An 11,756-nucleotide genomic window follows, 5' to 3' on the forward strand; every position below is an offset into this window, starting at 1 on the left:
TGGCGGTGGCGGTGGCGGTGGCGGTGGCGGCGGTGGCGGTGGCGGCAACGGCGGCGGCGGCGGCGGCAACGGCGGCGGCGGCGGCGGCGGCAACGGCGGCGGCGGCCACGGCAACGGCGGCGGCGGTAACGGCAACGGTGCCGGTGGCAATGGCGGTGGAAACGGTAACGGCGGCAGCGGCGGCGCCAACGGCACCGGCGGCCACGGCAATGGCGGCGGCAACGGTAACGGCAATGGCAGTGGCGGCGCCGGCAACGGCGGAGCCAACGGCGTCGGCAATGGCCACGGCACGGGCAACGGCAATGGCGGCGGTCACGGCAACGGCGGCTCGTCCGGCGGCCGCCACTGACCCGAAGCGTTGCCCTGCCGATGTCGGTCAGAGCATCTCGAGCGCGCGCTTGCTACGTGGCGGACGGAAATACGCGTCAAGCTGCGCGCGCTCGTCATCGCTCAACACGACATCGAGCGCGGCGCGGTTGTCGCGCACGTGCTCGATCCGCGACGCCTTCGGAATCGCGAATACACCCGGCTGCGCGAGCACCCATGCCAGTGCGACGCGCATCACCGACACGCCGCGCAGCCGCGCGATTTCGTCGAGCGGCGAGCGCTTCGGCAGCCGCCCGTGATCGACCGGGCTGTACGCCATCGCCGGGATCCGACGATCGGCCAGCCACGGCAGCAGGTCGAACTCCGGGCCGCGTCGCGCGAGGTTGTAGAGAATCTGGTTGGTGGCGCACGCGCCGCCGCCAGCCTCGTCGACGAGTTCGGCCATGTCGGCCGTATCGAAATTGCTCACGCCCCAGTGCCGGATCTTGCCCGCACGCTGCAACGCATCGAAACCCTCGACCGTTTCCGCGAGCGGCACCGAACCGCGCCAGTGCAGCAGGTACAGGTCGAGGCGATCGGTACGCAGGCGCTTGAGGCTCGCGTCGCACGCGGCGACGACACCGCGCCGGCTCGCATGGTGCGGATAGACCTTGCTGACGAGGAACACGTCGTCGCGCAGGCCCGCAAGCGCATCGCCGACCAGTTCCTCGGTCGCGCCGTCGCCGTACATCTCGGCGGTATCGACCAGCGTCATCCCGAGCTCGATGCCCTCGCGCAGCGCGGCGATCTCGTCCGCGCGCCGCGCCGGCCGCTCGCCCATTTCCCAGGTGCCCAGGCCCAGCTTCGGAATCGTCTCGCCGTTCGGCAAAACGACCGTGGCGATCGTGTCTGTCATGCGTTTCCTCGTTGCGGATTCGTGGCCGCACGCCGCGGCCGAAGCATCGGATACGACGCATCAGTGTAGTCAATCGGTGCGCCCCCGGCCTATGACGCGGCAAAAACCGGCTATAACGGCGCGGCATGATGACTTAGAATGGCCGCAACCTGATCGATACCCATTGTATGAAGGCACCCACGGACGACCGCTGGCAGGACCTGCGCCCCGACCCCGACAACGATACGCCGCTCTACCTGCAGCTCGCCCGCAAGCTCGGCGATGCGATCCACGACAACCGCTGGACGGCCGGCGAAGCGCTGCCGTCCGAGCGTGTGTTGTCCGAAGCGCTCGGCGTGTCGCGCATCACCGCGCGCAAGGCGATCGCGCTGCTCGTCGAGCAAGGCCTGATCCGCCGCACGCAGGGCGCCGGCAACTTCATCCAGCCGCGCTACGAGGATCCGCTGTCGCGGCTGTCGAGCTTCAGTGAAATGCTCGAGCGCCGCGGCTTCAAGCCGAGCTCGCAGTGGCTCGCGCGCGAAATCCAGCCCGCGAACCGCGACGAAGTGATCCAGCTCGGGCTGTCGCCGGCCGCCTCGGTTACACGCCTGAAACGCCTGCGCCTCGCCGACGGCATCGTGATGGCCGTCGAGAACTCGACGTTCCCCGCGACGCTGATTCCCGATCCGCAGGCGATCGTCGGCTCGCTGTACAGCTATCTCGAAGCGCGCGGCACGCCGATCGTGCGGGCGCTGCAGCATTTCCGCGCGGTCAACGCGACCGACGAGATCGCCGAGCAGATGGGCATCGCCCCGCACGACGCGCTGCTGCTGATCACGCGGATCGGCTATACGTCCGACCAGCGCGCGATCGAACTGACCGATACCTACTGCCGCAACGACTACTACGATTTCGTCGTCGAACTGCGCAAGTAACGCGGGCCGCGTCGCCGGCGCTCACAGCCAGCGCGCGTCGTCGGTGCCGAGCGGCACGGGCGGCCGCGCGAACGACGGCGGCGTCGCCGACAACCGCTCGGCCGGCCGCACGGTGTCGAGCACGCCGAACGGCGACGCGATGCGGTCGATCCGGTCGCGCACGTCGGCCAACGCGAGATCGGGCGCATGCAACCCGTCCGGCACGGCGCCGAACGACTGCAGCCAGCGCCCCGTCTGCGCGAGCGACATCCGCACGTGCCAGCTTCCCCCTTCGCGTGCCCGCCGGGCGAGCGCGATCATCGCGCCGAACGCCGCGAGATACCCCGTTGCATGATCGAGCGCCTGGCACGGCAGATGGCGCGGCCCGCTCGCCTGCGCGGCCTGCTGCTCCTGCCATGCGATCCCGCTCGCCGACTGCACGAGGCTGTCGAACCCGCGCCGCTTCGCCCACGGCCCGGCGTGCCCGTACGCCGACACCGACACGCACACGATGCCGGGCCGCCGTTCGGCCAACGCCTGCGGCGCGAAACCGCGCGCCGCGAGCGCGCCCGGCCGGTACGACTGCAGAAACACGTCCGCCTCGCGCGCCAGTGCGTGCAGCGTATCGACGCCTGCCGCGTCGCGCAGGTCGATCCACGTCGAGCGCTTGCCGCGCCCGTTGTCGATCACGAGCGGCGCGATGTTCGGCAGGTGCGGGCCGTTGACGAGCAGCGTCTGCGCGCCGTGCGACGCCAGCGTGCGGCCCGCGACCGGCCCCGCGATGATGCGCGTCAGATCGAGCACGCGCACGCCGGCCAGCGGCTGGCCGGCTTCGCCGCGGCCGATCGGCTCGGCCGGCGCGTCGCCGATCCGCTCGATCTCGAACAGCGGCAGCGACGCGATCGCGCGCGCCTGCTCGTGCGCCGCCCATTCGTCAGGGGTTCTGATCAATGCCGCGCACAGGCCGGCGTCGGCCAGCGCGGTATCGAGCGCCGCGCCGTCCCAGGTGCGGATTGCCGCGGCGACGTCGGCGGGCTGCGGGCCGCAGCCGAGCACATCGAGAATGCCGTGCAGGTGATGCGGGAAATTCGCGTGCAGTTGAATCCAGCGTCCGTCGCGCGTCTCGAAGAAGCCGGTCACCGGATGGCGCAACTCCGGCGGCGGGCCGTCGTCCACGCGCAGGTAGCGTTCGCTGCGGAACGCCACGAGCGCGTCGCGCACCGACACGTCGACCGATTGCGCGACGCCCGTTCGCAGCCGATGGCATTCGGCAGCCGCGAGCCCGGCCGCGGCGATCGTCGCGGCGGCGAGCGTGCCGACATGGAACGTCGATGGCAGCGTCGGGTCCTGCCCAGTCAGGGTCGTGCGGGCCAGCGCGTCGCGCTCGCCGTGCGCGAGTTGCCAAAGGTGGGTCAATGCGGATTCGGGTGTCATGGTGAGGAAGATGCCGTGGAGGAGACGGAATCGAGTCTAGAATTCGCGACAGGCACGATCAATCTTGATTGCGCGAATCAATACATAACGAATAGTTGTAGCGCGCCCGCGCTTCATGTGCGGCGACAGGAGCCATCGGCATGACATCCGTCAGTGCGCAGGAAGCCGCCGGCATGCTCGGCGTCAGCGTGAGCACTCTCTACGCGTACGTGAGCCGCGGCCTGCTGCGCTCGCTGCCCGACGGCGCGACCAAGCGCCGCCGCTACGACGCCAACGAGGTGCGCCTGCTCGCGCGCCGCCGTGCCGATGCGAAGCGCGCGGGCGGCGTCGCCGAACGTTCGCTCGACTGGGGCGTGCCGGTCCTGGAATCGCGGATCACGCAGATCGCCGACGGCCGCCTGCGCTACCGCGGCGTCGATGCGCTCGCACTGGCCGACGCAGCGACGCTCGAAGAAACGGCCGCGCGGCTGTGGGACTGTCCGCCCGCGCGGCTGGCCGCCGCGTCGCTCGCTGCGAGCGGTTTCGACGCGGCGCAGTGGGACGACTGGGCGCGTCGCTGGGCACATCTCGCGCCGCTCGAACGCACGCTGGTGCTGCTGCCGGCCGCGGCCGCATCGCTGCCGCGCCTGTGGGCGCAAGGGCGCGATGCGCAGCTCGATTCCGCGGCGCTGCTGCTGCGCGTCGCGGCGGCCGCGCTCGCCGGCATCGCGCCGAACGACGCGCCCGTGCACTGCCAGCTCGCGGCCGCGTGGCGCGTGCGACGGCGCGACGAAGCCGACCTGCTGCGGCGTGCGCTCGTGTTGTGCGCCGATCACGAACTGAATCCGTCGACGTTCGCGGTGCGCTGCATCGCATCGACCGGCACCCATCTGTTCGGCGCGATCTCGGGCGGGCTCGCGGCGCTGTCGGGGCCGCGCCACGGCGGCGAGACGTTCCGCGCGGGCACGCTGCTCGACGAAGCGGCCCGCGCCGCCGATCTCGATCGCTACCTCGCGCTGCGGCTGGCGCACGACGAACGCGCGGACGGCGGCCGCACGACCCTGTCCGGCTTCGCGCATCCGCTGTACCCCGACGGCGACCCGCGCGCACGGGCGCTGCTCGATGCGCTGCATGCGACGGCGCCCGACCGGCCGGCGCTGCGCACGGCGCGCGCGCTCGCCGCACGCGTCGAAGCGGCGACGAGCCTGCGGCCCGCGATCGACTTCGCGCTCGCCGCGCTGGAGCGCACGCTCGCGCTGCCCGACGGCGCGGCGTTCACGCTGTTCGCGGCCGGCCGCACGGCCGGCTGGATCGCGCATGCGCTCGAACAGTACGCGGACGGGAAGCTGATCCGGCCGCGGGCACGCTACGTCGGCAGCGACGCGGCCGCGTGACGCCGGCCATCGCGCCGCGCGGCGATTAGGCGCCACCACGCGGGCGCGGTGCGCACGGCCGACACCGCCAGCGGCCCGAACGCGAACGTCGCGCCGCGCGGCCCGGCGCTGACCCACGCGCGCATGCCGGGCAGCAAGGTCAGCGACGCACCGGCACCCAGCCAGTGATCGTCGGGCCGGCCCTCGACGGTCACCCACACGTCGCCTTGCGCCACTTCGAGCAACGTGTGATCGACGATCCGCCACCGTCCGGCCGGCTCGTCGCCGTCCATGACGTAAAGTCGCAGTTCGCGCATCGCAGCCTCCTGGTCGCACCGGTTCGATGACACCAGTATTTCGGAGAGCGGCGGCACCCGGACAGATACGGCCGCGAACAGTTCCGGCTGAACTGTACTGGCCGTCCGACGGGGACGGGCACCCGGCCGCGGTTCGCGCCGGGCCGGATCCCGCCGGGCCGCACGACATACCGCCCCGAACCTGCACGACGCGGCGGCTTTCCCTACAATGTCGGCTGTCCCGCGCCACCGCCCCTGCCCTCATGTTCCAACGCCCGCCCGCCGCCGCTCCCGGCGAAAAGAACCTCACCGTGATGCTCTGGCTCGTTGCGACGGGCTTCTTCATGCAGACGCTCGACGCGACGATCGTCAACACGGCGCTGCCGTCGATGGCCGCGAGCCTCGGCGAATCGCCGCTGCGGATGCAATCGGTCGTGATCGCGTACTCGCTGACGATGGCGGTGATGATCCCCGTGTCGGGCTGGCTCGCCGATACGTTCGGCACGCGGCGCGTGTTCTTCAGCGCGATCCTGGTGTTCTCGCTCGGCTCGCTGCTGTGCGCGAACGCGCATACGCTGACGCAGCTCGTCGCGTTCCGCGTCGTGCAGGGCGTCGGCGGCGCGATGCTGCTGCCGGTCGGACGGCTCGCGGTGCTGCGCACGTTCCCGGCCGAGCGCTACCTGGCCGCGCTGTCGTTCGTCGCGATTCCCGGCCTGATCGGCCCGCTGATCGGGCCGACGCTCGGCGGCTGGCTCGTGAAGATCGCGTCGTGGCACTGGATCTTCCTGATCAACGTGCCGGTCGGCGTGGCGGGCTGCGTCGCGACCTTCTATTCGATGCCCGATTCGCGCAACCCGGCCGCCGGCCGCTTCGACCTGAAGGGCTATCTGCTGCTGACGATCGGCATGGTCGCGATCTCGCTGTCGCTCGACGGGCTCGCCGATCTCGGCATGCAGCACGCGGCCGTGCTGGTGCTGCTGATCCTGAGCCTCGCGTGCTTCGTCGCATACGGGCTGTACGCGGTGCGCGCGCCGCAGCCGATCTTCTCGCTCGAGCTGTTCAAGATCCACACGTTCAGCGTCGGGCTGCTCGGCAACCTGTTCGCGCGGATCGGCAGCGGCGCGATGCCGTACCTGATCCCGCTGCTGCTCCAGGTGAGCCTCGGCTACTCGGCGTTCGAGGCCGGGCTGATGATGCTGCCGGTCGCGGCGGCCGGCATGTTCTCGAAGCGGATCATCACGCACCTGATCACGCAGCACGGCTACCGCAAGGTGCTGCTCGCGAATACGATCATGGTCGGCGTGATGATGGCGAGCTTCGCGCTGATGCGCGACACGGTACCGGTGTGGGTGAAGGTCGTGCATCTCGCGCTGTTCGGCGGCTTCAACTCGATGCAGTTCACCGCGATGAACACGCTGACGCTGAAGGATCTCGGCACCGGCGGCGCGAGCAGCGGCAACAGCCTGTTCTCGCTCGTGCAGATGCTGTCGATGAGCCTCGGCGTCACGGTCGCCGGCGCGCTGCTCGCGACGTTCACCGGCATGCTGCGCACCGTGACGCCGAGCAACACGCTGCCTGCATTCCACGCGACGTTCATCTGCGTGGGCATCATCACCGCCGCGTCCGCGTGGATCTTCGCGCAGCTCGCGCCCGAGATCCGCAGCACCGCGCGCAAGACCGACCCGTCCGAACGCGCGTGACGCGCAGGGCGCGCCGAATCGGGCCGGAACGCACCATCGCGGTGCAACGCGGCCCGGCACGCGTGCGCGTATCGGCCGCGACGGGCGGCCGCACGCGGCGCCCTGCCGTGCATGCTTCTTGCTCGCCTATTCTGTAGGTAAACTGGCAGTCTTCCTTCGGCCGACATCATGAGCATGATCGAAATCGATCCCCCCGGCTTTCAGCCGCCCCGCCCGGTCGCCGGCGACGACGGCAACCGGCGCACCGTGCTGTACGGCGGCTACACCGTGTTCAGCGTGTTCCAGCCCGTGTTCTCGGTGTCGCACCGGCGCGCGATCGGCTATCACGCGTCGCTGCGCGCGCACGACGAGGAAAGCCGCCAGGTGGCGTCGCACGAGGTGTTCACACAGGCGGCGCGGCGCGGCGACCTGCTCGAGCTCGGCCGGCTCGCCGAATCGTTGCATCTCGGTAACTTCCACGCGTTCGACAGCCACGACGAATGGCTCTTCCTGAGCCTGCATCCGGCCGCGCTGATGGACACCATCTACGGCGACGCGCTGCTCGCGAACCTGAAGGCGCTCGGGCTGCCGCCGCACCGCGTGGTGCTCGAGGTGCCCGAACAGGCCGGCGGCGAGACGCCGCGCTATGCGGCGATCATCGACGGGCTGCGCAAGGCCGGCTTCCTGATCGCGCTCGTCGGGTTCGGCGCGAAGCATTCGAACATCGATCGGGTGTGGCATCTGCATCCCGACATCGTCACGCTCGACCGCGGCATCCTCGCGCAGGCGAGCGAGCACTCGCATCTCGAACGCGTGCTGCCGGGGCTCGTGTCGCTGTTGCACGAATCCGGCCAGCTCGTGCTGATGGGCGGCCTCTCGACCGAACGCGACGCGCTGATCGCGCTCGAATGCGACGTCGATTTCGTGCAGGGCCAGTACTTCGCGGGGCCGAGCGTCGATCCCGTGCAGCCGCAGGCCGCCGCGGGCTGCATGGATACGCTGTCGGCCGCGCTGCGGCTGCGCGTCGCGCAGCGCGAGCGCACGCAGGCGGAACGGCTCGCGCCGTACGTCGCCGCGCTCGAGGAAGCGAGCCGTCGGCTCGGCGCGGGCGAATCGCTCACCGATGCGGCCACCGCCGTGCTGGGGCTGCCCGAAACCGCACGCTGCTTCCTGCTCGACGCGTCGGGCCGCCAGATCGGCGACAACGTGCTCGCGCGCGGCAGCGTATCGCAACGCGCGAAGCGCTTCCGGCCGCTGCTGCATTCCGAAGGCGCGAGCTGGGAGCGCCGCCCGTACTTCATCGACGCGATGCGCGCGCCGGGCCGCGTGCATCTGACGCCGCCCTACCTGTCGATCAACGAGGCGCACCTGTGCGTGACCGCGTCGATCGCCGCGCCGGCCGCGACCGGCATGCAGGTGCTCTGCGTCGACATCAACTGGGAAGCGGCGCTCAGCCGCGAATAAGCGCCGGCGCGCCGCGTTCAGGCGTCGCCGCCCGCCTTGCGCACGATCAGCCGGTGCACGCGCTTGCCGGACGACGCGCTGACGACCTCGTGTTCGTCGATCACCTGCACGCCGGCGCCCAGCGCCGCATGCATCCGCGCCGAGTCGAGCGGCGTATAGAGGCGGCCGCGCTCGTCGCGCAACACGCCGTTTCCGGCCACCCGCCAGCTCAGGTACAACGTGCCGCCCGGCATCAGCAGATCGGCCAGGCGCGCGGCGGCGGCCGCTGCGTCCGCCTGTTCGAGATGCATGACGACCGTTTCGCACAAGACGTTGCGGAACGCGCCCGACGGTACGCCGGCCAGCGCCGGCAGCGCGGCCAGCTCGAAAGTCAGCCCGCGATGGCGCCGCCGCGCCTCGTCGAGCAGCGCGGCGCTCGCGTCGTAGCCGCGCACGTCGAAGCCGCGCGACGCGAGCCACGCGGTGTCGCGCCCCGCGCCGCAGCCGACGTCGGCGGTCAGGCCCGGCGAGAAATGCTGTTCGAGCAGCGCGTACATGTCGTCGGGCGCGGCCTGGTCGAGCCAGTCCTGCGCGTATTGCGCGGCGTGGGTGTCGTAGGCATCGAGAGTCGGGCGATCCGCCATGGCGAGTGCTCCGCGAAGACGTCGGATGACGCACTCCGCATCTTAGCCGCTGCGCGCGGCCAGCGCCGAACACGCGGACCGGCGCGGCCAGCCCCTCAGACATGCGAATGCGCGCCGCCATGCACGGGACCCGCGCGCCGCTCGACTTCGCGGCGCACGTCGCCGCGCAGCCCCGCGAAGAACGCGACCTCGGCGACGACGAACAACGGCCCGACGATCAGGCCGACCAGATCGTCGACGAATGCCGGCTTGCGGCCTTCGAACCAGTGTCCGACGAACTGCACGATCCAGCCGACGACGAACGCGCCGACGCCGATCGCGAGCCATTGCGCGGTCGGCCGCAGCGCCAGCGACTGCGCGGCCCACAGGCCGAGCGCGAGCAGCACGGTCATCACGATCCCGAACCGCAGGTCCAGACGCAGGTAGAACACCGCGGACACCACGGCGAGCAGCAGCGCCGGCGACAGCGCGACGCCGGCCAGCGCCCCGAGCACCGGCCTCGACAGCAGCACCTCGACCGCGAACACGATCATCGGAATGCCGACCAGATGCGTCGCGATGTTGCGCGCATCGCGGTGGTAGGCCGCATACTGGGAAAGATGGTCTTCGAGGGTTTTCATGGCGTCTCCCGATCGGTTATTGAGCGCTATGATGCGCGTCACGCCCGAGAACCTCTGTCAGCTACCCGACATCGCGCGCCCATGCCTGCCTCGCTCGCCCCGTACCTGCCGCAGATCGAAGCGAACCCGTGGTTCGCCGCGCTGCCGCCTGCGCTGCGCGCGGAGTTGATCGCCCGCGCGACGCTGCGCCGTCTGCCGTCCGGCCACGCGCTGTTCCGGCGCGGCGACCCGCCGTGCGGGCTGTACGCGGTCCTGGCCGGTTCACTCACGATAGGTGCGGTCGATCCGCAGGGCAAGGAAGCGCTGCTGACGGTGGCCGAGCCCGTCACGTGGTTCGGCGAGATCGCGTTGTTCGACGGCCAGCCGCGCACGCACGACGCCATCGCGCTCGACGACGCGCTGCTGCTGCACGTGCCGCAGGCCGCGCTGCTCGCGATCCTCGATACGACGCCGCAATACTGGCGGCAGTTCGCGCTGCTGATGGCGCAAAAGCTGCGCCTGAGCTTCCTGACGGTCGAATCGATGAGCGTGATGCCGGCCGCGCAGCGGCTCGCCGCGCGGCTGCTGATGATCGCCGAAGGCTACGGCGGCATCAGCGCCGGGCGCACGCACATCCGGCTGTCGCAGGAAACGCTCGCGTCGATGCTGTCGCTGACGCGGCAGACCACCAACCAGTTGCTGAAGGCGCTGCAGGCGGACGGCGTCGTGCGGCTGCACGTCGGCGAGATCGAACTCGTGGACATCGACGCGTTGCGCCGCGCGAGCGGGCTCGGCGACGGCGCGTACTGAACGCCGCGCAACGACGTCCATCGGCCGGTACTGGCCGCCATGCGCTGCCCGCGGCCACCGAGTTGCGCTATCGTGGCGGCTCCTTCCGTCCACCGCGCGCACCGCCTTGAACACGTCGACCGTCCCCGCCCCCGCCCGCCATCCGTGGCCCGTCTTCATCGCGTTCCTGCGGCTCGGCCTCACGTCGTTCGGCGGCCCGGTCGCGCATCTCGGCTACTTTCGCGCGGAATTCGTCACGCGGCGCGGCTGGCTCAGCGAGCGCACCTATGTCGATCTCGTCGGGCTGTGCCAGTTCCTGCCGGGCCCGGCGAGCAGCCAGGTCGGGATGGCGATCGGTCTCGCGCGCGCCGGCTATGCCGGCATGTTCGCCGCGTGGCTCGGGTTCACGCTGCCGTCGGCGCTGCTGATGATGCTGTTCGCGCTCGGCGTCCATGCAACGGGCGCGCCGATGGAAGCCGGCGCGCTGCACGGGCTGCGCATCGTGTCGGTCGCGGTGATCGCGCAAGCCGTGTGGGGCATGGCGCGCACGCTGTGCCCGGATGCGCGGCGCGTCACGCTGATGGCCGCGGCAGCGTGCGTCGCGCTGCTCGCGCCGGCCGCGTGGACGCAAGTCGCGGTGATCGTCGTGGCCGGCGCGGCCGGTCTCGTGCTGCTGCCGCAACCGGCGCGCGATGCGCACGAACCGTTGCCGCTGCACGTGTCGCGCCGCGCGGGCGTGCTGTGGCTCGCGCTGTTCGCGGCGCTGCTCGTCGCGCTGCCGTTCGCGGCCCGCGCGCTGCGCTCGGATACGCTCGCCGTCGTCGATGCGTTCTTCCGCACGGGCGCGCTGGTGTTCGGCGGCGGCCACGTGGTGCTCCCGCTGCTGCAGGCGGCCGTGGTCGCACCCGGCTGGGTCGGCGATTCGGCGTTTCTCGCCGGGTATGGCGTCGCGCAGGCGGTGCCGGGGCCGCTGTTCACGTTCGCGGCGTTCCTCGGTGCGTCGCTGCGCGATGCGCCGACCGGCTGGCTCGGCGGCACGCTCGCACTCGTGTCGATCTTCGCGCCGTCGTTCCTGCTCGTTGCCGGCACCGCGCCGTTCTGGGAGCGCCTGCGCCGCAGCGCGCACATGCAGGCCGCGCTCGCCGGCGTGAACGCGGCCGTCGTCGGGCTGCTGCTCGCCGCGCTCTATCATCCGGTCTGGACCGACACGATCGTCGCGCCGCGCGACCTGGCCGCCGCGCTGGTCGCGTTCGTCGCGCTGGTGTTCTGGCGCATGCCGCCATGGGCCGTGGTGATCGCGAGCGCGGCGCTCGGCTGGCTGCTCGGCATGGCCGGCTGATCCGGCCATCTCCGCACGTTCGGCCACGCAAAAAACAAAAAGCCCTCGAAACGAGGGCTTTTCTTC

12 protein-coding genes are annotated in these 11,756 nt (G+C 71.1%); 7 read left to right on the forward strand and 5 right to left on the reverse strand.

Going from position 1 to position 11,756, the window contains the following annotated elements; translation table 11 throughout:
* A partial coding sequence (locus CFB89_RS13200; protein WP_179233429.1) for a hypothetical protein occupies positions 1-349 on the forward strand: 349 nt, incomplete at its 5' end.
* Between the two features lie 27 nt (positions 350-376).
* Here the strand turns inward: CFB89_RS13200 and CFB89_RS13205 are convergent.
* On the reverse strand, positions 377-1,222 hold the full coding sequence (locus CFB89_RS13205; protein WP_089468278.1) for an aldo/keto reductase: 846 nt from the start codon (positions 1,220-1,222) through the stop codon (positions 377-379).
* A gap of 167 nt (positions 1,223-1,389) precedes the next feature.
* On the opposite strand from CFB89_RS13205, the gene CFB89_RS13210 reads away from it, so the two are divergent.
* Positions 1,390-2,136, forward strand: a complete 747-nt coding sequence (locus tag CFB89_RS13210) for a GntR family transcriptional regulator (RefSeq protein ID WP_006489667.1) — start codon at positions 1,390-1,392, stop codon at positions 2,134-2,136.
* 21 nt (positions 2,137-2,157) lie between these two features.
* On the opposite strand, the gene CFB89_RS13215 is transcribed toward CFB89_RS13210, so the two are convergent.
* Positions 2,158-3,549, reverse strand: coding sequence for a CoA transferase (locus tag CFB89_RS13215; protein ID WP_089468279.1), 1,392 nt, complete (start codon positions 3,547-3,549; stop codon positions 2,158-2,160).
* Positions 3,550-3,689: 140 nt separating this feature from the next.
* Between CFB89_RS13215 and CFB89_RS13220 the strand changes: the two genes are divergently transcribed.
* Positions 3,690-4,922 carry a citrate/2-methylcitrate synthase gene (locus tag CFB89_RS13220; RefSeq protein ID WP_089468280.1) on the forward strand — a complete coding sequence of 411 codons (1,233 nt, stop codon included), beginning with the start codon at positions 3,690-3,692 and terminating at the stop codon, positions 4,920-4,922.
* Here the strand turns inward: CFB89_RS13220 and CFB89_RS13225 are convergent.
* Positions 4,895-5,218 carry a DUF2917 domain-containing protein gene (locus CFB89_RS13225; protein ID WP_089468281.1) on the reverse strand — a complete coding sequence of 108 codons (324 nt, stop codon included), beginning with the start codon at positions 5,216-5,218 and terminating at the stop codon, positions 4,895-4,897. The two genes, CFB89_RS13220 and CFB89_RS13225, sit on opposite strands and share 28 nt — an antisense overlap.
* A 242-nt stretch (positions 5,219-5,460) precedes the next feature.
* On the opposite strand from CFB89_RS13225, the gene mdtD reads away from it, so the two are divergent.
* Both mdtD and CFB89_RS13240 read left to right on the forward strand, forming a co-directional pair.
* On the forward strand, positions 5,461-6,897 hold the full coding sequence (gene mdtD / locus CFB89_RS13235) for a multidrug transporter subunit MdtD (RefSeq protein ID WP_089468282.1): 1,437 nt from the start codon (positions 5,461-5,463) through the stop codon (positions 6,895-6,897).
* Positions 6,898-7,065: 168 nt separating this feature from the next.
* A complete protein-coding gene (locus tag CFB89_RS13240) occupies positions 7,066-8,340 on the forward strand; it encodes an EAL domain-containing protein (RefSeq protein WP_089468283.1) in 1,275 nt (424 codons plus the stop codon).
* A 17-nt stretch (positions 8,341-8,357) separates the two neighbouring features.
* Here CFB89_RS13240 and CFB89_RS13245 read toward each other — a convergent pair whose 3' ends face one another.
* Positions 8,358-8,963, reverse strand: coding sequence for a bifunctional 2-polyprenyl-6-hydroxyphenol methylase/3-demethylubiquinol 3-O-methyltransferase UbiG (locus CFB89_RS13245; RefSeq protein WP_089468284.1), 606 nt, complete (start codon positions 8,961-8,963; stop codon positions 8,358-8,360).
* Positions 8,964-9,058: 95 nt separating this feature from the next.
* Positions 9,059-9,583 (reverse strand): DUF962 domain-containing protein, encoded by a 525-nt coding sequence (locus CFB89_RS13250; protein ID WP_089468285.1) that lies wholly within the window; start codon positions 9,581-9,583, stop codon positions 9,059-9,061.
* Between the two features lie 81 nt (positions 9,584-9,664).
* Here CFB89_RS13250 and CFB89_RS13255 point away from each other — a divergent pair, with 81 nt between their 5' ends.
* Together CFB89_RS13255 and chrA are read left to right on the forward strand one after the other, a co-directional pair.
* A complete protein-coding gene (locus tag CFB89_RS13255; protein ID WP_089468286.1) occupies positions 9,665-10,372 on the forward strand; it encodes a Crp/Fnr family transcriptional regulator in 708 nt (235 codons plus the stop codon).
* Between the two features lie 106 nt (positions 10,373-10,478).
* The gene (gene chrA / locus CFB89_RS13260; protein ID WP_089468287.1) at positions 10,479-11,690 is read left to right on the forward strand and encodes a chromate efflux transporter; all 1,212 of its coding nucleotides are present in this window, start codon (positions 10,479-10,481) and stop codon (positions 11,688-11,690) included.
* The last annotated feature ends 66 nt before the right edge of the window (positions 11,691-11,756 follow it).

It is taken from the genome of Burkholderia sp. AU16741, assembly GCF_002223345.1.
Taxonomy (GTDB): Bacteria; Pseudomonadota; Gammaproteobacteria; order Burkholderiales; family Burkholderiaceae; genus Burkholderia; species Burkholderia sola.

What these genes read in the sequence shown, in the direction of transcription:
- CFB89_RS13205 (WP_089468278.1), bottom strand. Translation starts at nt 1,222, where the DNA reads ATGACAGACACGATCGCCACGGTCGTTTTGCCGAACGGCGAGACGATT.
- CFB89_RS13210 (WP_006489667.1), top strand. Translation starts at nt 1,390, where the DNA reads ATGAAGGCACCCACGGACGACCGCTGGCAGGACCTGCGCCCCGACCCC.
- CFB89_RS13215 (WP_089468279.1), bottom strand. Translation starts at nt 3,549, where the DNA reads ATGACACCCGAATCCGCATTGACCCACCTTTGGCAACTCGCGCACGGC.
- CFB89_RS13220 (WP_089468280.1), top strand. Translation starts at nt 3,690, where the DNA reads ATGACATCCGTCAGTGCGCAGGAAGCCGCCGGCATGCTCGGCGTCAGC.
- CFB89_RS13225 (WP_089468281.1), bottom strand. Translation starts at nt 5,218, where the DNA reads ATGCGCGAACTGCGACTTTACGTCATGGACGGCGACGAGCCGGCCGGA.
- mdtD (WP_089468282.1), top strand. Translation starts at nt 5,461, where the DNA reads ATGTTCCAACGCCCGCCCGCCGCCGCTCCCGGCGAAAAGAACCTCACC.
- CFB89_RS13240 (WP_089468283.1), top strand. Translation starts at nt 7,066, where the DNA reads ATGAGCATGATCGAAATCGATCCCCCCGGCTTTCAGCCGCCCCGCCCG.
- CFB89_RS13245 (WP_089468284.1), bottom strand. Translation starts at nt 8,963, where the DNA reads ATGGCGGATCGCCCGACTCTCGATGCCTACGACACCCACGCCGCGCAA.
- CFB89_RS13250 (WP_089468285.1), bottom strand. Translation starts at nt 9,583, where the DNA reads ATGAAAACCCTCGAAGACCATCTTTCCCAGTATGCGGCCTACCACCGC.
- CFB89_RS13255 (WP_089468286.1), top strand. Translation starts at nt 9,665, where the DNA reads ATGCCTGCCTCGCTCGCCCCGTACCTGCCGCAGATCGAAGCGAACCCG.